18 protein-coding genes are annotated in these 21,307 nt (G+C 72.5%); 9 read left to right on the top strand and 9 right to left on the bottom strand.

The annotated features are described in order from the left end of the window. Positions 1-15 precede the first annotated feature (15 nt). On the top strand, positions 16-2,163 hold the full coding sequence (locus OG714_RS41630) for a primosomal protein N' (RefSeq protein WP_406128914.1): 2,148 nt from the start codon (positions 16-18) through the stop codon (positions 2,161-2,163). A gap of 194 nt (positions 2,164-2,357) precedes the next feature. On the opposite strand, the gene OG714_RS41635 is transcribed toward OG714_RS41630, so the two are convergent. After that, positions 2,358-2,918: a hypothetical protein gene (locus OG714_RS41635; RefSeq protein WP_406128916.1), complete on the bottom strand. Its 561-nt coding sequence runs from the start codon at positions 2,916-2,918 to the stop codon at positions 2,358-2,360. A 265-nt stretch (positions 2,919-3,183) separates the two neighbouring features. Between OG714_RS41635 and fmt the strand changes: the two genes are divergently transcribed. Together fmt and OG714_RS41645 are read left to right on the top strand one after the other, a co-directional pair. Then, positions 3,184-4,125 (top strand): methionyl-tRNA formyltransferase, encoded by a 942-nt coding sequence (gene fmt / locus OG714_RS41640; protein WP_406128918.1) that lies wholly within the window; start codon positions 3,184-3,186, stop codon positions 4,123-4,125. Positions 4,126-4,200: 75 nt separating this feature from the next. After that, a complete protein-coding gene (locus OG714_RS41645) occupies positions 4,201-5,619 on the top strand; it encodes an RsmB/NOP family class I SAM-dependent RNA methyltransferase (RefSeq protein ID WP_406128919.1) in 1,419 nt (472 codons plus the stop codon). A gap of 309 nt (positions 5,620-5,928) precedes the next feature. On the opposite strand, the gene OG714_RS41650 is transcribed toward OG714_RS41645, so the two are convergent. From OG714_RS41650 to OG714_RS41675, 6 genes are all read right to left on the bottom strand, one after another. Further along, a complete protein-coding gene (locus tag OG714_RS41650) occupies positions 5,929-7,101 on the bottom strand; it encodes an alpha-hydroxy-acid oxidizing protein (RefSeq protein WP_406128920.1) in 1,173 nt (390 codons plus the stop codon). Positions 7,102-7,233: 132 nt separating this feature from the next. Continuing rightward, the gene (locus OG714_RS41655; RefSeq protein WP_406128921.1) at positions 7,234-8,475 is read right to left on the bottom strand and encodes a cytochrome P450; all 1,242 of its coding nucleotides are present in this window, start codon (positions 8,473-8,475) and stop codon (positions 7,234-7,236) included. 109 nt (positions 8,476-8,584) lie between these two features. After that, entirely contained in the window at positions 8,585-9,064 is a 480-nt protein-coding gene (locus OG714_RS41660) for an SRPBCC family protein (protein ID WP_327405452.1), read from the bottom strand. A gap of 52 nt (positions 9,065-9,116) precedes the next feature. Then, positions 9,117-10,247: an acyl-CoA dehydrogenase gene (locus OG714_RS41665; protein ID WP_406128922.1), complete on the bottom strand. Its 1,131-nt coding sequence runs from the start codon at positions 10,245-10,247 to the stop codon at positions 9,117-9,119. A 72-nt stretch (positions 10,248-10,319) separates the two neighbouring features. Beyond that, positions 10,320-11,438 (bottom strand): SDR family oxidoreductase, encoded by a 1,119-nt coding sequence (locus OG714_RS41670; RefSeq protein WP_406128924.1) that lies wholly within the window; start codon positions 11,436-11,438, stop codon positions 10,320-10,322. Positions 11,439-11,497: 59 nt separating this feature from the next. Continuing rightward, complete coding sequence (locus OG714_RS41675) at positions 11,498-12,718, bottom strand: aspartate aminotransferase family protein (RefSeq protein WP_406132130.1); 1,221 nt, start codon at positions 12,716-12,718, stop codon at positions 11,498-11,500. A gap of 282 nt (positions 12,719-13,000) precedes the next feature. Here OG714_RS41675 and rpe point away from each other — a divergent pair, with 282 nt between their 5' ends. The 5 genes from rpe (at position 13,001) to OG714_RS41700 (ending at position 16,186) form a co-directional block, all read left to right on the top strand. Continuing rightward, positions 13,001-13,687, top strand: a complete 687-nt coding sequence (gene rpe, locus OG714_RS41680) for a ribulose-phosphate 3-epimerase (protein ID WP_406128926.1) — start codon at positions 13,001-13,003, stop codon at positions 13,685-13,687. Positions 13,688-13,765: 78 nt separating this feature from the next. Beyond that, the gene (locus OG714_RS41685; protein WP_399006070.1) at positions 13,766-14,812 is read left to right on the top strand and encodes a sugar-binding transcriptional regulator; all 1,047 of its coding nucleotides are present in this window, start codon (positions 13,766-13,768) and stop codon (positions 14,810-14,812) included. A gap of 50 nt (positions 14,813-14,862) precedes the next feature. Further along, the gene (locus OG714_RS41690; RefSeq protein ID WP_406128927.1) at positions 14,863-15,225 is read left to right on the top strand and encodes a ribonuclease domain-containing protein; all 363 of its coding nucleotides are present in this window, start codon (positions 14,863-14,865) and stop codon (positions 15,223-15,225) included. Further along, the gene (locus OG714_RS41695; protein ID WP_406128929.1) at positions 15,222-15,539 is read left to right on the top strand and encodes a barstar family protein; all 318 of its coding nucleotides are present in this window, start codon (positions 15,222-15,224) and stop codon (positions 15,537-15,539) included. Before OG714_RS41690 ends, OG714_RS41695 begins: the two co-directional genes overlap by 4 nt. A gap of 35 nt (positions 15,540-15,574) precedes the next feature. Further along, complete coding sequence (locus OG714_RS41700; RefSeq protein WP_406128931.1) at positions 15,575-16,186, top strand: hypothetical protein; 612 nt, start codon at positions 15,575-15,577, stop codon at positions 16,184-16,186. Between the two features lie 12 nt (positions 16,187-16,198). On the opposite strand, the gene OG714_RS41705 is transcribed toward OG714_RS41700, so the two are convergent. Together OG714_RS41705 and OG714_RS41710 are read right to left on the bottom strand one after the other, a co-directional pair. Then, positions 16,199-17,821, bottom strand: coding sequence for an LPXTG cell wall anchor domain-containing protein (locus tag OG714_RS41705; protein WP_406128933.1), 1,623 nt, complete (start codon positions 17,819-17,821; stop codon positions 16,199-16,201). A 98-nt stretch (positions 17,822-17,919) separates the two neighbouring features. After that, positions 17,920-19,383 carry a hypothetical protein gene (locus OG714_RS41710; RefSeq protein ID WP_406128935.1) on the bottom strand — a complete coding sequence of 488 codons (1,464 nt, stop codon included), beginning with the start codon at positions 19,381-19,383 and terminating at the stop codon, positions 17,920-17,922. A gap of 334 nt (positions 19,384-19,717) precedes the next feature. On the opposite strand from OG714_RS41710, the gene OG714_RS41715 reads away from it, so the two are divergent. After that, the gene (locus tag OG714_RS41715) at positions 19,718-21,184 is read left to right on the top strand and encodes a GuaB1 family IMP dehydrogenase-related protein (protein WP_406128937.1); all 1,467 of its coding nucleotides are present in this window, start codon (positions 19,718-19,720) and stop codon (positions 21,182-21,184) included. Positions 21,185-21,307: the final 123 nt, after the last annotated feature.

The raw sequence follows: 21,307 nt of genomic DNA on the forward strand, positions 1-21,307 counted from the left end.
GGTAAGAATGCAAGGGTGAGCAGCGAGAACGGGGAACGGGGCGGCGGTGCGGAGGGTGCGCCGCCCGAGCAGCTTGCGCTGATTCGGGAGAGTGTGCGGCAGGCGAAGGGGCCGAAGGCCAAGCCGCGGACGTGGCGGGGGGCCGCGTTGGCCGGGGAGCTGCCCGTCGCGCGGGTGCTCGTCGACAAGGGGGTGCTGCATCTCGACCGGTACTTCGACTATGCCGTGCCTGAGGAGCTCGACGCCGACGCGCAGCCCGGGGTGCGGGTGCGGGTGCGGTTCGGGGCCGGGCGGCATCGGGTGCGGGACGGGCGGCGTGAGGGCGGGGGGCTGATCGACGGGTTTCTTGTCGAGCGGCTGGCCGCGTCCGACTACTCCGGGCCGCTTGCCGCGCTGGCGCAGGTCGTGTCGCCCGAGCCGGTGCTGAGTGAAGAGTTGCTGGGGCTTGCCCGGGCCGTTGCCGATCGGTATGCCGGGAGCCTTGCCGATGTGCTGCAACTTGCCGTGCCGCCGCGCAGTGCGCGGGCCGAGCAGAAGCCGTCGCCGGAGCCGTTGCCGCCGCCCGAGGTGCCCGAGGCGGGGTCCTGGGCGCGGTACGAGCGGGGGGCCGGGTTTCTGGACGCGCTGGCCTCAGGGGGTGCGCCGCGGGCCGTGTGGAACGCGCTGCCGGGGCCCGGGTGGAGCGAGGAGATCGCGCGGGCCGTCGCCGCGACGCTCGCCTCCGGGCGCGGGGCGCTCGTCGTCGTACCGGACGGGCGGGCCGCCGGGCGGGTCGACGCCGCGTTGACGGCGCTGCTGGGTGAGGGGCGGCATGCGCTGCTCACCGCCGACGCCGGGCCCGAGAAGCGGTATCGGCAGTGGCTGGCCGTACGGCGGGGGTCCGTGCGCGCGGTCGTCGGGACGCGGGCCGCGATGTTCGCGCCCGTCCAGGATCTGGGGCTTGTCGCGATCTGGGACGACGGGGACGGCAGTCACAGCGAGCCGCACGCGCCGCAGCCGCATGCGCGGGATGTGTTGCTGTTGCGGGCCGCGTTGGACAAGTGCGGCTTTCTGCTGGGGAGTTGGAGTTGCACGGTGGAGGCCGCGCAGCTCGTGGAGAGCGGGTGGGCGCGGCCGTTGGTCCCGTCGCGCGAGCAGGTACGGGGGGCCGCTCCGCTCGTACGGACCGTGGGGGACGGGGACTTGGCGCGGGACGAGGCCGCTCGGGCCGCGCGGTTGCCCACGTTGGCCTGGCAGGCGGTGCGGGAGGGGTTGAAGCACGGGCCCGTGCTGGTGCAGGTGCCTCGGCGGGGGTATGTGCCGCGGATGGCGTGTGCTCAGTGCCGGGCCGCCGCGCGGTGTCGGCACTGTGCGGGGCCGTTGGAGGGGCAGGACGCGGGCGTGCTGCGGTGTGGGTGGTGCGGGGTCGAGGAGAACTCCTGGCACTGTCCCGAGTGCGGGGGGTTCCGGCTGCGGGCCCAGATCGTGGGGGCGCGGCGGACCGCGGAGGAGTTGGGGCGGGCGTTTCCGGCGGTGCCGGTGCGGACGTCGGGGCGGGAGCAGGTGCTTGACACGGTGCCGGGGACGCCTGCGTTGGTCGTGAGTACGCCGGGGGCCGAGCCGGTTGCCGACGGTGGGTACGCGGCGGCGTTGTTGCTGGACGGGTGGGCGATGCTCGGGCGGCCTGATCTGCGGGCCGGGGAGGATGCGTTGCGGCGGTGGATCGCGGCGAGTTCGCTGGTGCGGCCGCAGGGGGGTGGGGGGACTGTGGTCGTGGTTGCGGAACCTACCTTGCGGCCTGTGCAGGCGTTGGTGCGGTGGGATCCCGTCGGGCATGCGGTGCGGGAGCTTGCGGAGCGGGGGGAGCTGGGGTTTCCGCCGGTTTCCCGGATGGCTGCGGTGGCGGGGGTCGCGGGGGCTGTCGCGGAGTTTCTTGCTGCTGTTGAACTGCCGCCGGATGCTGAGGTGTTGGGGCCTGTTCCGGTGCCGGTTGCGTTGGGTGGGGGGGCTCGGCGGGTGGGGGCGCCGCCGGTGGGGGAGCAGTGGGAGCGGGCGTTGATTCGGGTGCGGCCGGGGAGCGGGGGGGCGTTGGCCGGGGCGTTGAAGGCCGCGCAGGCTGCTCGGATGGCTCGGGGTGGGGGGGATGTGGTGCGGGTGCGTGTTGATCCGCCGGATATCGGGTGAGCCTCGGCCTTCGGCCTCGGATGTTCTCCCACGCACCGCCCGTTCACCGTTCGTCGAGAGGTGGGCCTTTGCCGTTGGGGTTCTCGCCGTTGGCGGCAGGCTGTGCGCGGGTGCGGGGTACCGGCGAACGGGATGTGGCATGCAACTGCCTCCCGGGTCTTCGCCGGGAGGCAGGCAGGGTTCGGTCGTGCGGGTCAGCCGTTGCGGGGGCCCGGGAAAGCCGTGGGCCTGGGCTCTTCGCGGAGGGTGGGGCTGCCTGCTGTGGGCTGGGTCGGCATGGAGCGGGCCGCGGGGACCGTGGGGAGGGCGGGCATCGTGGGCATCGTGGGGAGGCCCGTGTTCACGCCCACCGGGCGGGTCGTCGCCGCCTCCGTCGTGCGCTCGGCGTCGGCCGCCGCCTGGGTCGCGGCGCGGCGGGCGCCGTAGCGGCGGTGGACCGCCTGCTTGGTGACACCCAGGGCCGAGCCCACCGCGTCCCACGAGAAGCCGAGCGAGCGGTCGAAGTCCACGGCGGCCGTGACCAGGGTCTCGACACTGTCCCGCAGCTCCTGCGCGAGACGGACCGTCGGGGCGGGAGCGCGTCCGTAGACGACGAAGCCCGTGGAGGGGCCGGAGCGGCGCGGGCGGTAGACGTTGCCCAGCTGGGCGGTGAGCGTGCGCAGTGCGTCCACCTGCCGGCGGACCCGCTCGATGTCCCGCACCAGCAAGTGCAGGCTGGCCCGAGCCTGGGCGTCGTGGGTTGCGTGGTCGGCCATGAACAAGCCTCTCGAACCGGCGTTGAAAAGGATCGGGCCGCGCGAATGCGGCCCAAGGAGGTCAACTCTTTCTTGACCAACGCCTGTGCGCTCCGCTGGTCACGCGAAGGGGGCGTAGGGGCATATGCGTACGCCCCCGCAGAACCGGTGTGCGCTGCGGGCGCCGGTGAGTTGACGGGTGTGAGCCGCCGGGCGCTCCTGCCGGGACGCGCAATAGACTGGTGCGCTGCCCGCCCACCACCGCCCGAGAGGCCCGAACCCTCCCATGAAGCTCGTCTTCGCCGGTACCCCCGAGGTCGCCGTTCCCGCCCTGGACGCCCTGATCGCCTCCGGGCGGCACGAGGTGGCCGCCGTCGTCACGCGGCCCGACGCGCCGGCCGGGCGTGGGCGCAGGCTGGTGGCGAGTCCCGTCGCCGAGCGGGCCGAGGAGGCGGGCATCGAGGTGCTGAAGCCCGTCAAGCCGCGCGACCCGGAGTTCCTGGAGCGGCTGCGGGAGATCGCGCCCGACTGCTGTCCCGTCGTCGCCTACGGCGCCCTGCTGCCCCGCGTCGCCCTCGACATCCCCGCCCACGGCTGGGTCAACCTGCACTTCTCGCTGCTCCCGGCCTGGCGCGGCGCCGCCCCCGTGCAGCACTCGATCATGTCCGGCGACGAGATCACCGGCGCCTCCACCTTCCTGATCGAGGAAGGCCTCGACTCCGGGCCCGTCTACGGCACCGTCACCGAGGAGATCCGCCCCACCGACACCAGCGGCGACCTGCTCACCCGGCTCGCCTTCGCCGGCTCCGGCCTGCTCGCCGCGACCATGGACGGCATCGAGGACGGCACCCTGAAGGCCGTACCGCAGCCGAACGAGGGCATCACCCTCGCCCCGAAGATCAACGTCGAGGACGCGGAGGTCAAGTGGGCGGCTCCCGCGCTGCGCGTGGACCGGGTGGTGCGCGGGTGCACGCCCGCGCCCGGCGCCTGGACCGTGTTCCGCGGTGAGCGGCTCAAGCTCATCCAGGCCGTACCCGTGCCCGAGCGGACCGACCTCGCGCCCGGGGCGCTGGCCGCCGGCAAGAACAACGTGTACGTGGGCACCGGTTCGTACGCCGTCGAGCTGCTGTGGGTGCAGGCGCAGGGCAAGAAGCCGATGCGGGCGGCGGACTGGGCGCGCGGGGCGCGGATCGGCGCGGGGGAGAGCCTCGGTGCTGTCGGGGCGTGACGTCCCGCGCACGTCCGGGCCGGTGCGACGTAGGCTGGGTGCACATCTCAGCCAGAAATCCGGAGCACCTTTTTCGTGAGCGAGCAGTCCCCGCGACCCCGTAAGCCCGGCAAGCCCTACCGCCGGCCGCAGAAGGACCCCGTCCGTTTCCTCGCCTTCGAGGCGCTGAGGGCCGTGGACGAGCGGGACGCGTACGCCAACCTCGTCCTGCCGCCGCTGCTGCGGAAGGCGCGCGAGAAGGGCGACTTCGACGCCCGGGACGCCGCGCTCGCGACCGAGCTGGTGTACGGGACGCTGCGCAAGCAGGGGACCTACGACGCGATCATCGCCTCGTGCGTCGACCGGCCGCTGCGCGAGGTCGACCCGCCGGTGCTGGACGTGCTGAGCCTCGGGGTGCACCAGCTGCTCGGGACGCGGATCCCGACGCATGCCGCCGTGTCGGCCTCCGTCGAGCTCGCCCGGGTCGTCCTCGGCGACGGACGGGCCAAGTTCGTCAACGCCGTGCTGCGGAAGGTCGCGCAGGACGACCTCGACACCTGGATCGAGCGGGTCGCGCCGCCCTACGACGACGACCCCGAGGACAACCTCGCCATCGTGCACTCGCACCCGCGCTGGGTCGTCTCCGCGCTGTGGGACTCGCTCGGCGGCGGACGCGCCGGTATCGAGGACCTGCTGGAGGCCGACAACGAACGGCCCGAGGTGACCCTGGTCGCCCGGCCCGGCCGCTCCACCACCGAGGAACTGCTCCGCGAGGAGGCCGCGGTGCCGGGACGCTGGTCGCCGTACGCCGTGCGGCTCAGCGAGGGTGGCGAGCCCGGGGCCGTAGCGGCTGTGAAGGAAGGCCGTGCGGGGGTGCAGGACGAGGGCAGTCAGCTGGTCGCGCTCGCCCTCGCCAACGCGCCGCTGGACGGGCCGGACGAGAAGTGGCTCGACGGGTGCGCCGGTCCCGGCGGCAAGGCCGCGCTGCTCGCCGCCGTGGCCGCCGAGCGCGGGGCGATGCTGCTCGCCTCCGAGAAGGCGCCGCACCGGGCCGGGCTCGTGGCGAAGTCGCTCGCCGGGAACCCGGGGCCGTACCAGGTCATCGCCGCCGACGGGACCCGGCCGCCGTGGCGTCCCGGCAGCTTCGACCGCGTCCTGATGGATGTGCCGTGTACGGGGCTCGGCGCCCTGCGCCGCCGCCCCGAGGCCCGCTGGCGGCGCCGGCCGGAGGACCTCGAAGGATTCGCGCCGCTCCAGCGCGACCTGCTGCGCACCGCCCTCGAATCCGTGCGGGTCGGCGGTGTCGTCGGCTACGCGACCTGCTCACCGCACCTCGCCGAGACCCGGGCCGTCGTCGACGACCTCCTCAAGCAGTTCCCGCACACCGAACTGATCGACGCCCGCCCGCTCCTGCCGGACGTCCCGGCCCTCGGCGCGGGTCCCGACGTACAGCTGTGGCCGCATCTGCACGGGACCGACGCGATGTATCTGGCGCTCATCCGCCGGACCGGGTGACGGAGTCCTGCGGGGCCGGTGCCCAAGAGGCGCGGCGCTCCGAGGACGGACCGTCGACCGTTGGGGTGGAGCGAGGTTCCGGGGCTGCTGAACGCCTTGGTGGTGGAGGGAACTGCCGGTTGCCGACCGCCCGGGCGGGCGATCCCGCAGCCGGGCCTGTACGGCAACGCGGACGGTCCCTGGTCGGGCGGGCCACCGCCTGTTCATCCGCCCTCGTGCCCGGGCGTCTCGCCCCGGGACCGTAGGGCGGCGCGGACGGCCCCCGGCCGGGCAGACCACCCCCGCCTGCCGCCCGCCCGTACGCGGCCGTCACACGACCCGCCGCAGCCCCTCCTGCCTCAGATCGGCGAGCCTCGGATAGCCGTCGACGGCCATGATCAGGTCGGTCTCCGCGAGGAGGGAGCGGAGGACGTGGACGATGCCGTCCGTGCCGCCCAGCGCGAGGCCGTAGGCGTACGGGCGGCCGATGCCCACGGCGGTGGCGCCCAGGGCGATGGCCTTGACGATGTCGGCGCCGCTGCGGACGCCGGAGTCGAACAGGACCGGGAGGCCGTCCGCCGCTTCGACCACCGCGGGCAGGGCGTCCAGGGCGGGGAGGCCGCCGTTGGCCTGGCGGCCGCCGTGGTTGGAGCAGTAGACGCCGTCCACGCCGCCGTCCTTCGCGCGGCGCACGTCCTCGGGGTGGCAGATGCCCTTCACGATCAGGGGGAGGTCGGTGAGGGACCGTAGCCAGGGCAGGTCGTCCCAGGTGAGGGGGTTGCCGAAGAGCTGGGTCCAGAGGAGGACCGCGGACTGCGGGTCCTCCTCCGGGGTGCGGGCGAGGCGGGCGCGGAAGACCGGGTCGCTCGTGTAGTTGGCGAGGCAATGGCCGCGCAGCTGGGGGAAGTTGGCGGTGGACAGGTCGCGCGGGCGCCAGCCGGTGACCCAGGTGTCCAGGGTGACCACGATGCCCTTGTAGCCGGCCTGTTCCGCGCGGTGGACGAGGCTCGCGGCGAGGTCCTTGTCGGTGGGCGTGTAGAGCTGGAAGAGGCCCGGGGTGTCCCCGAACTCGCCCGCGACCTCCTCCAGCGGGTCGACCGTGAGTGTCGAGGCGACCATCGGAACTCCGGTGCGTGCGGCGGCCCTCGCGGTCGCCAGGTCGCCGTGGCCGTCCTGGGCGCACAGGCCGATGACGCCGATCGGTGCCATGAAGACGGGGGAGGGCAGATTCATCCCGAACAGGTCGACGGACAGGTCGCGTTCGGCCGCGCCGACGAACATACGGGGGACCAGGCCCCAGTGGTCGAAGGCGGTGACGTTGGCCCGCTGGGTGCGTTCGTCGCCCGCGCCGCCCGCGACGTACGACCATACGGAGGGCGGCAGCGCGGAGCTCGCCCGGTCCTCCAACTCCGCGAAGGCCATGGGGTAGGACGGCACGATGCCGCCGAGCCCGTTCAGGTAGATCTCGTTCTGGTAGGAGCCGAACGGCTGTCCCGTGCCCATGCCATCTCCCTCTTCGCTGAGGTGCCCTGCCCGCTGCTGAAGGCCGGTGAAGTGCAGGATTCTCGCATCTCGGGTGGGACATCGCCGAGCGGGGTGTGCGGAGGGAGGGGCTGCTGTTGCGTCGACTCCTGGTCAGGCGGCGGGAGTTGTGGGGGCGAGCCGGACGGGCAGTTCGCGCCAGCCCTGGGCGATGAAGGACGGGACCTGTTCCAGTGCGTCCTCCTCCACCGCCAGGGAGATCCCCGGGAAGCGGGCGAAGAGTGCGGGCAGCGCGGTGAGCGCCTCCATGCGGGCCAGCGGGGCGCCGACACAGCGGTGCACGCCGATGCCCAGGGCGAGATGCCCGTCCGCGTTCCTGGCCACGTCGAAGAGGTGGGCGTCGGGGCCGAAGCGCTCCGGGTCGTGGCCCGCCGCGGCGATGGTCGTGAGGATGGCCTCCCCGGCGCGGATCGTCGTACCGTCGGCGGTCGTGATGTCGGAAACCGCGTAGCGCAGCGGGACGTTGGCGATGGACGGGGCCCAGCGCAGGGTCTCCTGGATCACATGGTCCCAGGTCGACTGCCCGGCGAGCACCTGCTTGAGCTGGTCGGGGTGGCGGAGCAGCGCGTGGACGGCGTTGCCGATCAGGTTGACGGTCGTCTCGAAGCCGGCGCCGATGACGAGGAGAAGGGTGTGGATCAGCTCCTCCTCGGACAGCCGGTCGCCCTGGTCGCGGACCGTGATCAGCTCGGTGGTCAGGTCGTCGCCGGGGTGCTCGCTCTTCTCCGCTATCAGCGCCGGCAGCACCGTCACGATCTGCTCGAGGACGTCCGCGGCCTGCTCCGGGGTCCCGGTGGTGTCCATGATCCCCTCGATGAGCCGCGCGACGTCGGCCCGCATCCGCTCCGGCACGCCGAACAGGTCGCAGATCATCCGCATCGGCAGCGGATGCGCGAACTCCGCCCGTAGATCGACGACTTGGCCCGGCGGGATCTCCGCCATCGCGTCGAGCAGACCCGCGGTGATCTCCCGTACCCGGGGGAGCATGGCCTCGGTACGGTGCCGGGTGAAACTCGGGGCGACCAGCTTCCGCAGGCGGGTGTGGTCCTCGCCGTAGGAACTGAGCATGTTGACGATGCTGGTCCAGCTGTAGAGCCAGGCCCACGCCGGTTCGCTGCCGACCTTGTCGTACAGGGACCAGTGCCGGCGGGCGTCCCGGCTGACGCGCGGGTCGAGCATCAGCGACTTCAGCAGGTCGTACCGGGTGACGGCCCAGGCGGGGACACCACCGGGCAGCTCCACCGGCACGAGGGCGCCGAGCGCGCGCAGGCGTGCGGCCTCCTCGGGGACGGCCCTGCCGTAGGGGTCGAGCACGACGGTTCGGCGCTGGTCCACGGAGCTCTCCTCAAGGTTGGCGGGTGGTACGCAAGCAGGCGTGCCAGTACGGCAGTTGGGGGCGGGGTGGGAGTGCGGACGGCTGAGGACCGCCGGCCCCCGCCGACGCTCACCGCATCGCGGCGGCCGTGTCGCGGCGGCTGCCGGTGAGCCGTATGTCCTCGCCCAGGAGGCCGCGCAGGATGAGGCCCATGCTCTCGTCCAGCGCTCGCATCGCGACCGGGTTGATGATCGGTTCCAGGCTGGGGATGCCCAGGTCGAACTCGCAGGTGAACAGCACGCTCACGTCCGTACCGGCCTGGGTGATGTCCCAGGTGCCCGCGAAACTCGCGAAGTCGCCGGTGAGTTGGTCGAAGGTGATGCGCCGGGCCACGGGGTCCATGACGTCCCGTTCGGTCCAGCGGAGCAGGCCGCTGCGGAAGTGCACCTCCCAGGCGGACTCCACGGTGTCGGGACCGTCGGGCGTCACGGTGACGGACCGGACCGTGTCCGTGTGGTCGGTGTACCGCTCGTAGTCCTGGACCCGGTCGAAGACGTGGGTGGCGTCTCCGTCCGGGACGATCGCCTCGATGCGTACGTGGCAGGTCATATGGGTTTCTCCGTAAGGGGTTCGGACTTTCGGGGCGGGGCGGGCACCGTGCTCAGCCGAGCACCAGCGGGCCGCCCGCGAAGGCCGCGCACATGCCCTCCGCGGCCCAACCGCGCGACGGCGGATGGAACTTGAGGGCGGCCGAACACGCCGTGAGGTACGCGGTGTCGTCGGTGGAGACGTACGCCATGCCGCCCAGCGCCTCCAGGCACCGCGGGACCACCCGGTCGATGGTGTCCTGCGTCGAGAAGCGGCAGACCAGTGCGCGGAGCAGGTCGTCCTGGCCGAGCGGCCGGCCCGTGTCCATCGCGGCGGCCGCACCGCGGATGCCGCCCATGGCCGACTCCAACTCGACCAGGATCGCGGCCCGTTCGGCGGCGCTCGCCCGCTTCGCCAGCAGCACGCGCTCGGCCAGCGCGCTGGCCATCCCCAGGTAGGACGCGGCCATCAGCAGCTCGAACCAGACGAAGCCCACGGTCTGGACCGGGTCCAGCGTGCGGTCCTCCCCGAGCCCGGTGCGGACCACGAGATCCGGTGTGACCCGTACGTCGCGCAGCCGGACCTCGTCGCTCTCCGCGCCGGCCAGCACGAAGCTGCCCCAGAACGGGTGCACGGAGATACCGGGTGTCGCGGCGGGCACCACCGCCACGGCCAGCTCCGGCCCCTGCCCGTCGTCGAGCGTCACCGACACGCTCAGCAGGTCCATCGAGGCCGACAGGCTGCACGGTTTCTTGGCGCCGTTGAGCACCACGTCGTCGCCGTCCTGGTGCGCCTTGATGGAGGAGTCGAGGATCGACTGACCCGACCGGCCCTCGGCGAACCCCGAGGCGACCAGCAGCCGTTGGTCCGCCACGGCCTCCAGCAGCATCCACTCCATGCCCTGCGCGACCTCGTACGCCTGGACCAGCCCGGCCACCGACAGGTGGTGCATGGTGGTGGCCACCGCCAGCGACGGGCTGCGCGCCCCGACCGCACGCTGCAACGACACGGCGTCCTCGGCGCCGATGCCGAGACCGCGGTGTTCGGCGGGCACCAGCAGCGCGGGGCCGCCCGCGGCCCTGAACAGGGGCAGCGCGGGCCCGCCCGGACGCTCCAGCTCCCGTTGCGGCAGTTCCGCGAGCCGCTCGTCCAGTCCGGGCAGGAACCGGTCCAGCACCGCGCGTTCGGGTTCAAGAAAGTACATCGCCGTCTCCTCCTCGATCCGCGGGATTCCCGCGGGAGCCACGGGGGACCGCCGTCGTCCCCGGCCGGGCGCTCACGCCGACGCCCGGGCGCCGAGCCGGTCGGCGATCAGGCGCCGTACCGACGCCCGCCAGGCGTCCTCGTTGGCCCGCACGTCCGCCGCGGCCTCGAAGCCGGGCAGATGCGCGAGCGAACTGGGCAGCGGCTCCTCGTTGAAGAGCACGGACGACATGTCCAGCAGCCGGTCCAGCCGGGTCTGCGCCCACTCGGGCACCACGTCGAAGAACGCCGGGCGGACCAGCCGCTCGACGACATCGGGCGCCAGCACCCGCAGCGGCCGTACCGCGATGCCCGCCTCCGCCGCCTCCTCGACGATCACCTGGACCAAGCGGTCGCAGGTCAGCGCGTGGGCCCCGCCGCTGAGCCAGTACTCGGCGGGGTGTGCGCCGTCGTCCAGCAGGGATGCGATCGTGCGGGCCACCACGTCCTGGGGTACGAAGTCGACGTAGCTCGCGGGGGCGCTCGGCACGAAGGGCAGGCGGTTGCGGAGCACTTGTTGGGCGAAGGTGTGCAGCCCTTGGGGTTCGGCGATCTCCCCGGTGACGGAGTCGCCGATGATGATCGACGGGCGGACGACGGTCACGTTGCCGCCCGCTGCCGCGACCGCCTCCTCGCCGGCCATCTTTGAGGCCACGTAGTCCGCGGGACTGTTCCCGGCCCGCTCGGCGCGGTTGCCGCCGGCGGCCAGGATCTCCCGGTAGCGGGCCACGTACGCGGTGCTGACGTGGATCAGCGGGACGCCGGCGTCGGCCGCGAACCGGGCGACCCGTCCGGCCCCTTCGACGTTCACCGCGTGCATCGAGGCGCGGCCGGACCCGAAGGCGACCACGCCGGCGGCGTGCACCACCGCGTCCGTCCGCGCGCACAGTCGCCGGTAGGAGGCGACGTCCAGGCCCAGCCGGGGCCGGGTGACGTCACCGAGCAGGACCTCGCCGCACGGGGAGGGATGCCTGTGGTGCGCCAACGCGATCACCTTGTGGTGGCGCAGATACGGCAGCAGGGCGGTACCCAGGACACCGCTCGCGCCGGTCAGTAACACGGTCTGCGGGCGTGCCGGGTGCGGTGGGTCGACCAGGGTGCGCGAACTCGCCGTATTCTCAGGGGTGTTGGGGTTCTCGGGATATGTCGGCATGTCGTCAGCCTTTCGGGAGCCTCGTGGCCGGGTGCGGGTCGCGGGGTCGGTTCGCCGGGTCAGGTCAGGGACTTGGCCAGCGCGGTCAGCGAACCCTCGACCGCCTCCAGCAGCCGGGCCTCCTGCGACGGGGAGAGCACGGCGGGCGGGGTCAGCCGGACGACCGGATGGGCGTTGAGGGAGTGGTTGACCACCACTCCTCGCTCGACCATCTCCAGCAGGAACTCCCCGGCCGCCCCCGCGTCCGCCAGCTCGATCCCGATCAGCAGCCCGGCGCCGCGGATCTCACGGACCAGGCCGGGCGCGCGGTCGGCGGCGACCGCCCGGAGCGCGGGAAGCAGCCGGGCACCGATGCCGGCGGCCCGTTCGACGAGTCCCTCGTCCCGGACGACCCCGACGGTCGCGCTGACGGCGGCCATGGCGATCGGTGCGCCGGAATACGTGGAGGTGTGCAGGAAGGGATCGGAGTCGAACGGCTCGAACGCCTCCTGGGTGGCGAGCGTGGCCGCCACCGGCAGCACACCACCGGACAGCGCCTTGCCCGTCACGAGCACGTCGGGCCGTACGCCCTCGGCCACGCAGCCCCACCAGGAGCCGAGCCGACCCAGCCCGGTCATCACCTCATCGACCACCAGGAACGCGCGGTGCTCGCGGCACAGCGCGGCCACCGCCGCCAGGTATCCGGGCCGCGGCACGATCACCCCGGCCTCGCTCTGCACCGGCTCCACCACCACGCAGGCGTCCGCGCCGCCGTCACCCAGAGCCGCCGACAGCGCGCCGGTGTCGCCGAACGGCACATGGCGCACGTCCGGCAACAGGGGCCGGAACGGGTCCTGGTAGAGCGCGTTCGCGGTCAGGGAGAGCGCGCCGAGGGTCTTGCCGTGATAGCCGTTCCGCATCGAGATCAGCCGCCGCCTGCCGTGCGCGCGGGCCAGTTTCACGGCGGCCTCGACGGCCTCGGTCCCCGAGCCGGAGAAGTGCACCCGGTCCAGACCGGCCGGCGCGACCCCGGTGAGGGCCTCGGCGGCGAGCCCGGAGACGGGGTCCAGGAAGAGCCGGGTGGACAACGCCAGCCGCCCCGCCTGCCGCCGCACCGCTTCGACGACCCGCGGATGCCCGGCCCCGACGAAGAACACGCCGTAGCCACCGCAGTTGAGGTAGTTCCTCCCGTCGGTGGAGGTGATCTCAGCACCGCGTGCGGACTCCTCGACGACATCCCCGAACATCGCCGCCAGCCGCCCACGCCCGCTACTGAGATGCCGCGCATGCAGCGCGACCAACTCCGTCTCTGTCCGGCTCACTGCACATTCCCCCGTGGTCACGTGTGACGTGGCGCCGAGCATGGGCTCCGCCCGGACCCCGGGTCACGCCCGGGTCCACTCACCGGAACGGCACTGTTTCCACCCCGTCCGGAACAGCGCCCCTGAAAGAGGCGCGGGGCAGTGTCGGTTTGCGGCTCCGCCGCGGGGCGCGCCCAGCCACACGCAACCGGCACCCGAAATGGACCGCATCCACAACGGACCGATGCGGCTAACCCCCGGAGGGCATGGCAGGCTTGGGGCATGGCCGTCCAGATCAACCCCAGCATCCTGTCCGCAGACTTCGCCCGCCTCGCCGAGGAGGCGAAGGCGGTGGAGGGAGCCGACTGGCTCCACGTCGACGTCATGGACAACCACTTCGTCCCGAACCTCACGCTCGGCGTGCCGGTCGTAGAGTCACTGGCCCGGGCGACGGACACCCCGCTGGACTGCCATCTGATGATTGAGGACGCCGATCGCTGGGCGCCGCAGTACGTCGAGGCGGGTGCCTCCTCCGTCACCTTCCACGTCGAGGCGGCCGGTGCGCCGGTGCGGCTCGCCCGCGAGATTCGGGCCAAGGGAGCGCGCGCGTCCATGGCGCTGAAGCCCGCGACGCCGATCGAGCCGTACGAGGATCTGCTCCCCGAACTCGACATGCTGCTGATCATGACCGTGGAGCCGGGCTTCGGTGGCCAGTCGTTCCTCGACATCATGCTGCCGAAGATCCGCCGCACCCGGGAGCTGATCCGCAAGCACGGACTGGAGCTGTGGCTGCAGGTCGACGGGGGAGTTTCGGCCGCGACGATCGAGCGCTGCGCGGACGCGGGAGCGGACGTGTTCGTCGCCGGTTCGGCGGTCTACGGGGCATCCGACCCGGCCGCGGCGGTACGTGCATTGCGCACGCAGGCCGAAGGGGCCGTCGGCAAGGCATCCTGGGCGTGCGACCACTGAGCGGCAGGTATGTGAACGGCGGCCATCAAGGCTGATCAAGTGCGCCGGATCTGCGAGGATGAACGGCGAATCCAGAGTGTGAACAGCAGTGAGGAGATCGCCGTGTCGGGTATGTCGGCGGGCCGGTCAGCCATGCGGATGGGACCCGCAGAGCTGGTGCAGGCGGCGGCCATGGCCCGCCGCTTCTACCTTGAGGGCAAGTCCAAGATCCAGATCGCGGAGGAGTTCGGCGTCAGCCGCTTCAAGGTGGCCCGGGTCCTGGAGACCGCTCTCGAACGGGATCTCGTACGGATCGAGATCCGAGTACCGGCCGAACTGGACGCGGAGCGCTCGGACGCGCTGCGTGCCCGGTACGGCCTGAGGCACGCCGTCGTGGTCGAGTCCCCGGCCGAGGTCAGCGAGGAGTCGCCCGATCCCGAGAACCTCGGGGAGGTCGCGGCCGACCTGCTCGGCGAGCTGGTCAACGAGGGCGATGTGCTCGGCCTCGCCTGGGGCCGGTCCACCATCCACATGGCGGCCGCCCTCGACCGGCTGCCGCCCTGCACGGTGGTCCAGCTGACGGGCGTGTACGACGCCGGGACCGCCGAGCGCGGCTCGGTCGAGGCCGTACGGCGGGCCGCGCAGGTGTCGGGCGGCGACGCCCACCCCATCTACGCGCCGATGCTGCTGCCGGACGCGGCCACCGCGGAGGCGCTGCGCCACCAGACGGGGATCGCCCGGGCCTTCGAGTACTTCGACAAGGTCACGGTCGCTTGTGTCTCCATCGGCTCCTGGGAGCCGGGCATCTCGACGGTCTACGACATGCTCAGCGACGAGGAGCGGGCGCACTACTCGTCCCTCGGCGTCGCCGCCGAGACGTCCGCGCACCTCTTCGACGCCGAGGGCCGCCGGGTCGGCCGGGACCTGGGCGAGCGGTGCATCACCGTCAAGGCGGACCAGTTGCGCCGTATCCCCGAGGTCGTCGCGATCGCGGGCGGGCAGCGGAAGGCGGCGGCGATCGACGCGGTGCTGCGGTCCGGTCTGGTCACCAGCCTGGTGACGGACACGGCCGCGGCGGACTATCTGATGACGGCCGGCTCGTCGCCGAAGTCGGCGCTCAGCCGGACGGACCCCGACGGGATCTGACGGGCCCTGACAGCAGGCCGTGCGGGGACGGCCGTGGCAGCATCAGGCGCATGCTGCTGCGGTTCGTCTCCCGGGTGCTTCTCGTCTGTCTGGCCGTGCTGCTGCCGGTCGGCTGTTCCGCTACGGCCACCAGCGGTACCGCCACCGTCAAGCTCTCCCAACTCCCCGCCGAGGCACGGCAGACCGTCGCCCTCATCGATCGGGGCGGCCCCTTCCCGTACGCCAAGGACGGGGTCGTCTTCGGGAACTACGAGAAGCTGCTGCCCCGGCAGAAGCGCGGTTACTACCACGAATACACCGTCAGGACACCGGGCTCGCGCGATCGCGGGGCCCGGCGCGTTGTCACCGGGCGGGACGGCGAGATCTACTACACCGATGATCACTACAAGTCGTTCAGGACGGTACTGAGATGACACAGCTCGCGGTCACGCTGGACCTCGACGGGGTCACGGACAAGGCCGGCCTGATGGACCGCTGTGCCCGAGCGCTGTCCCTGCCCGACTGGTTCGGCCGCAACTGGGACGCCCTCGCCGACAGCCTCGGCGACCACACCGTGTGGCCCGAGGGCGCGGTGGAGCGGGGGCTGCTGGTCGTCGTACGGAACTGGCGGTCGTACGCCAAGGCGCGGCCCGACGAGTGGGAGACCGCCGTCGACGTCTTCGGTGACGCGGTGGACGGCACGCCGAACCTCTCGGTGGTGCTCGCGCTGGGCGGAGCCGGGCGCTAGCCCGATTGTCCGAGGCAGCTGGCAGAGTGTTCGGTATGGAGCAACAGGAGCAGCGCACGTCGGTTCGTCTCGTGGTCGTGGACCCCGACCTCGAAGCGCAGTGCGACCGGGTGGAAGAGCACTTGCTGACGCCCCTGGCCGCGTCCGTGGGCGGAGCGAGCGGGCACGCGCTTTTCACGGACGGGCTCGTGGCCTTCAGACGCGTGCGGGAGACACTCGCCGATGCGGTCGCGCAAGGTCCCAAGGTGTGGTCGCCGAACGGCCGTTGGGAACACGAGGGTCTGCGCATCGTCGAACTGCCCACCGACGACACGGACTTGCTGTACGCGCTGCTGCGCGAGCTGTCCGGACTCCTCGTGGCGCCGCCGGACCTGCCCGACCCCTCGGGCGTCGTGGCCACCGTCCGCACCACCGTCCTGACCCCCGAGAAGACCGCCGTCGGCCTGGTCGGCGCGCTGGCGCGGGTGCTCTCCCTGGTGGACCTCACGCCCGACGCCGATACGGCCGCCCTCTTCGCCGCGATCGAGGCGGGCGGCGGCGAGGACGTGAGGCTCAGCTACGGGCAGGACGAGGCGTGGCAGCGCCTCGCCCACCGGCTCACGATGCTGCTGACCGAGTCGGCTCCGCTGCATCGCTTCCTGTACTGATCCGGCTCCGTCTCAGCGGGAGCGCCGCCTGCGGCGGACGACGAGGAGAGCGGCCGAGCCCAGCAGCACGGCCCCGCCCGCCGCGCCGGCGACGAGTGCCATGGGGCCCGTGCCCGTGTGGGGCAGCGTCCCGCCGGACGAACCCTCCGCGGCCGGCGTGGCCGACGCACCGCCTGACGCTCCGGGCGTGCCGGACGTGCCGGACGTGGGCGAGGACGCGCTCGACGTCGGTGACGCGGCCGACGCGTCGAAGGCGAACGTGACGCTGTCGTTGGCCGGGTCCGGGTCGTGGAGCGGGATTCCGGCCGGGCCGGGAAGCACGGTCGCCGTGCCCTTGGCGCCGGTGTAGTCCTTGGCCGACTTCACCCACAGCACGAACAGCTGGCTCTTCCCGGCGGCGACACCGCGCGGCACGGGGCACACATAGTGCCGGTGACCCGCCGCGAAGGGTGCCGTCTTCGTACCGCTGACCCAGAGGAAGCATTCGCCGTAGGGGCCGTCCTCCCCTTCCTCGAAGGCGTTGCCGGTCGCGACCGTGCCCTTGGGCAGGACGACGTCGACCAGGGCGACGGCCTTGTTGCCGATGCCGTACGCGGAGGCCGGGCCGTGGTTCACGGCGTTGAGGGTCAGGCTCCATTCGCCGGCCGTGCGGCGCGGTGTCACCGCGGCGGTGGCCGCGAGATCCGCGGAGCTGTCGGACGAGACGCTGACCCGGCCCGTGGCGCCGCTCTCGAAACCGTCCCCCGCCCCGGTCGCCGGCACCAGGGTGAGCGCCGGACCGGTGCCCGGGTGGCTGCCGCCGCCGGGATCCACACCGGGCTTCAGAAGCTCGGCCGAGTAGTCGGTCACGGCGGTCAGGACGTGCTCGCCGACCGTCGCGGTCAGCGGGCTGCTCAGCTCGACGGTGGCGCCCGCGGCCACGGGGGCGGTGAAGACGCAGGTGACGGACGCCTGGCTGCCCGGTTCGACGGGGTCGTCGCCGTCGCCGTAGGCGCAGTTGGAGAACTTCCGGTCGAAGACCAGCCCGCCCACCGACTCCCAGCGCAGCACGATGCGCCGGTCGGTGGCGAGGTCGCCGGTGTTGCGGAGCCGGAGCGGAAGTTCGATCCGGGACCCGATCCTGGCGTGCGTCACGTCGGGCACCTTGCCGACGACCAGATCGGGGACGCCGACGACCACCTTCGCCTGCGCGGTGGCGCCGGTGCCGTGGTCCGCGCTGACGGTGTACTTGAGCGTGCCGGTGGCGCCGACCGAGGCGCCCGCGTCCGCGCGCACGGTGAAGTCGACGTACGGCTGCTGAGCGGTGTCCTTGTTGACGCAGGTGAGGACCTGCCCGGCGGCCGTGCACCTCGGGTCGTCGACGGCGACGCTCGCGATGCCGGCCAGGTCCCGGGCATCGACGACGAGCGTCTCGTTCGTCTGGAGGGGAACGTTCGCCCCGCCGTCGAAGAACGTCCAGCCCACGTGGACCGACTGCGCGGCCGTCCCGACGTTGAGCTGCTTGTCCGCGTCGATCACGGCGTAGGACTGCGTCGGCAAGGGGGAGGGGCCGGCGGCCAGGGCCGCGGATCCTGGTGCCAGGGCGAGCGCCACGGCGGTGAGCGCCGCCCCGGACACCATGCGGTGGAAAGTCATGCCCGTTCGATACGTGAGGCGCCCCAAAGGTTGCCCACAGGTGAATCAAGGGTTCCTAGGGAGGTCAGGTACCTGCGGCGGTCAGGTCCCTGCGGAGGTCAGGGAGCGATCCCGACGCCGTCGATCCGGCTCCATGCCCGCTCCTGCGCCGCGGTCATGGCGGGCCAACGGAGCCCGCCCGGCCGGGGCCGGATCCGTGAGGCGTACGGCGCGGGGTGGAAGGCCGGGTCGTAGAAGCAGCCGCCGGCGTACTTGCTGTCGAAGGCCGCGCAGGAGGCCGCGACCGAGCGCGCGGTCGGCTTGCGTCCGTGGCGGACCCAAGTGTCCAGCGCCGCAATGGAGTTGGCGTACTCGGAGTCGCTCAGCGCGCTGTGCTCGGTCTCCGTCGTGAAGGTCTGGACGAGGTCGCCGCCCCGGCCGGCGCCCTGGAGCGTGGCGCGGTAGGCCGCCTCGTGCTCGACGAACGCCGTCGGGTCGTCGATCGCGTGCAGGGTGAGGACGGGGATGGAGACCCTGCCCGTCAGGTCGCTGTCGTAGGAGAGGTCGCGGCGCGCGGTGGGGTCGGCGGAGAAGCGCTCGACACCCGCGTTGAGCGCCTTGTCGTCGTGTGAGCCCGTGTACCGAACACCTCCGTTGCTGAAGGGATTTCGGCCGCCGAGCCGGGTCGAGACGATGTCGCGGAACGTGAAGGTCGCGAACCGCAGATGGGACTCCAGCGCGCGCTCCGGGATGCGGGTGACGGCGAGGATGTCGTCGAGGTTGCGCTGCTGGAGCGCGGTCCGCTCCGCGGGGGTGGAGGCGATCCCGGTGCACTCCTGAAGGCGGGCGCGGAGCCCGGCACTCGTCATGGTGGAGTCCGCGCGCAGTCCCTGCCACAGCGGGTACTGCGGCTCTGTCGGGCGGGGGTGGTTGTGGCAGTAGTACTGGTAGACCACCCGCAGGTCGACGCGGTAGTCGTAGCCGCGCGAACCGCCGCCGAGGACGCCGCTCGTCAGCAGCGCGCCGTCGTAGGCGCCGGGGCGTCTGCCGTAGGTCTCCGCGACCTTGGCGGCGACGTCACCGCCCCAGGACTGGCCGTGCACATAGGTCCGCTTCGGCTTGCCGAACGCGGAGACGAACAGCCTGCGCACGTTCTCGGTGTCGGCGGCGGCCATCCGCGTCCCGTAGCCGCCGCGGCGGTAGGACGAGCCGGCCCAGGCGTACCCCTCCTCGACCATCACCGCCCAGCGCCCCAGATCGTCGGTGCTGCGGGACGGGTCCGAGGAGTCGCCGAGATCGGGTCCGCCGTGCGCGTGCACGACGAGGGATCCGTTCCAGCGGGCCGGAACGGCCATCGCGTAGTACGCCCCGTTGGTGTCCTGGCCGGTGTAACACGTCGCCTTGCCGACCAGGTCGGCCGGGCAGGCGGCCACGGCGGGCGGCGCGGTCCGTGCCCGGGGCGCGGGGGCGTTGCCGAGCGTGCCGAGGAGGGTCGCGGCCACGCCGGCGGCCAGTACCGCCCGACGGTAGCGAGCGGGCAGGAGTCGCCGGCGTACTGGTACGGGCCTGTCGAATGTCTTCACGGGAGCGGCTCCTATGAATGCGCTGTGCGAGGTTGCCCAGCGATCCGTGATGTTAGGAAGCGCCGCACGTGGGGACCACCCGTCGATCATTGAGTTCATAGTGTTCGCCGCCCCGCCCGAGGTGCCGGCCCCGCCCGAGGTGTCCGGGCCGCCCGAGGTGTCCGGGCCGAGAATCGCGTCAGTCGCGTTCGGGTAAACTCCCGGGGTAAGGCAGGTTCCACTTGCCTGGCACCGGAGCCCCCGTACCTCGCTGGAGGAACATACGAACGCGGGGGCGTTTTGCTGTGTCCCTGTGGGAGTGACCTGCGCCGTTTCGCGTGAAAATGTGGGACTTATGCGTTTTCTTGAGCCCGGTACGGGACGGCCCGTAGATTCAGCTCCGGTTCCCTACGACCTGACGTACGACGACGTCTTCATGGTGCCGCGCCGCAGCGCGGTCGGATCGCGTCAGGGTGTGGACCTCAGCTCCCCGGACGGCACGGGCACCACCATCCCGCTGGTCGTCGCCAACATGACCGCCATCGCCGGGCGGCGCATGGCCGAGACGCTGGCCCGGCGCGGCGGGCTCGTGGTCATCCCGCAGGACATCCCGATCGAGGTCGTCACCGAGGTCGTCGCCTGGGTGAAGAGCCGCCACCTCGTCCTGGACACCCCGATCCGGCTGGCCCCGCACCAGACCGTCGCCGACGCGCTCGCCCTCCTGCCCAAGCGCGCGCACAACGCGGGTGTCGTCGTGGACGAGGACCAGCGTCCGGTCGGTGTCGTCACCGACGCCGACCTGACCGGTGTGGACCGCTTCACGCAGCTCGGCGAGGTCATGTCCCGGGACCTGCTGCTGCTCGACGCGGACATCGACCCGCGCGAGGCGTTCAACAAGCTGGACGGCGCCAACCGCCGCTACGCGCCCGCCGTCGACAAGGACGGCAAGCTCGCCGGCATCCTCACCCGCAAGGGCGCCCTGCGCGCCACGCTGTACTCGCCGGCCGTCGACGCGGACGGCAGGCTGCGGATCGCGGCCGCCGTCGGCATCAACGGCGACTTCGTGCAGAAGGCCAAGCAGTTGCTGGACGCGGGCGTGGACACGCTCGTCATCGACACGGCGCACGGCCACCAGGAGTCGATGATCAGCGCGATCCGGCAGGTGCGGGCCCTCGATCCGCGGGTCCCCATCGTGGCGGGCAACATCGTCGCCGCCGAGGGCGTCAAGGACCTCATCGAGGCGGGCGCCGACATCATCAAGGTCGGCGTCGGCCCCGGCGCGATGTGCACCACCCGCATGATGACCGGCGTCGGCCGGCCGCAGTTCTCGGCCGTCATGGAGTGTGCCGCCGAGGCGAAGAAGTACGGCAAGCACGTATGGGCCGACGGCGGTGTCCGCCACCCGCGCGACGTCGCGATGGCCCTCGCGGCCGGTGCGTCGAACGTCATGATCGGCTCGTGGTTCGCGGGCACGTACGAGTCCCCGGGCGACCTCCAGCAGGACGCCAACGGCCGCCTCTACAAGGAGTCGTTCGGCATGGCGTCCGCGCGCGCGGTCCGCAACCGCACGTCGGACGAGTCGTCCTACGACCGCGCCCGCAAGGCGCTGTTCGAGGAGGGCATCTCCACCTCCCGCATGTTCCTCGACCCGGCCCGCCCGGGCGTCGAGGACCTGATCGACTCGATCATCGCGGGCGTCCGCTCGTCGTGCACCTACGCCGGCGCCGCCTCCCTGGAGGAGTTCGCCGAGCGCGCGATCGTCGGCATCCAGAGCGCGGCGGGCTACGCGGAGGGCAAGCCGCTGCACGCCAGCTGGAGCTGACCCAACGTGCTTTTCCACGGCCCCTGTTGTTCCGGCGTGCGGGATATTCGGGGGCCGTGGGCGTGCTGCGGCGGTTAGCGTCCGGGGGCAAGCCGTTGCGCGCGGGCTGGAGCCCGGCCAACT

The sequence above is a fragment of the Streptomyces sp. NBC_00989 genome, assembly GCF_045162655.1.
In the GTDB taxonomy this organism is placed as follows: Bacteria; Actinomycetota; Actinomycetes; order Streptomycetales; family Streptomycetaceae; genus Streptomyces.

Bases quoted from the DNA above. Each gene is read 5' to 3' on its own strand.
- OG714_RS41635 (WP_406128916.1), bottom strand. From the start codon at position 2,918: ATGGCCGACCACGCAACCCACGACGCCCAGGCTCGGGCCAGCCTGCAC.
- fmt (WP_406128918.1), top strand. From the start codon at position 3,184: ATGAAGCTCGTCTTCGCCGGTACCCCCGAGGTCGCCGTTCCCGCCCTG.
- OG714_RS41650 (WP_406128920.1), bottom strand. From the start codon at position 7,101: ATGGGCACGGGACAGCCGTTCGGCTCCTACCAGAACGAGATCTACCTG.
- OG714_RS41660 (WP_327405452.1), bottom strand. From the start codon at position 9,064: ATGACCTGCCACGTACGCATCGAGGCGATCGTCCCGGACGGAGACGCC.
- OG714_RS41665 (WP_406128922.1), bottom strand. From the start codon at position 10,247: ATGTACTTTCTTGAACCCGAACGCGCGGTGCTGGACCGGTTCCTGCCC.
- OG714_RS41670 (WP_406128924.1), bottom strand. From the start codon at position 11,438: ATGCCGACATATCCCGAGAACCCCAACACCCCTGAGAATACGGCGAGT.
- rpe (WP_406128926.1), top strand. From the start codon at position 13,001: ATGGCCGTCCAGATCAACCCCAGCATCCTGTCCGCAGACTTCGCCCGC.
- OG714_RS41690 (WP_406128927.1), top strand. From the start codon at position 14,863: ATGCTGCTGCGGTTCGTCTCCCGGGTGCTTCTCGTCTGTCTGGCCGTG.
- OG714_RS41695 (WP_406128929.1), top strand. From the start codon at position 15,222: ATGACACAGCTCGCGGTCACGCTGGACCTCGACGGGGTCACGGACAAG.
- OG714_RS41700 (WP_406128931.1), top strand. From the start codon at position 15,575: ATGGAGCAACAGGAGCAGCGCACGTCGGTTCGTCTCGTGGTCGTGGAC.
- OG714_RS41705 (WP_406128933.1), bottom strand. From the start codon at position 17,821: ATGACTTTCCACCGCATGGTGTCCGGGGCGGCGCTCACCGCCGTGGCG.
- OG714_RS41715 (WP_406128937.1), top strand. From the start codon at position 19,718: ATGCGTTTTCTTGAGCCCGGTACGGGACGGCCCGTAGATTCAGCTCCG.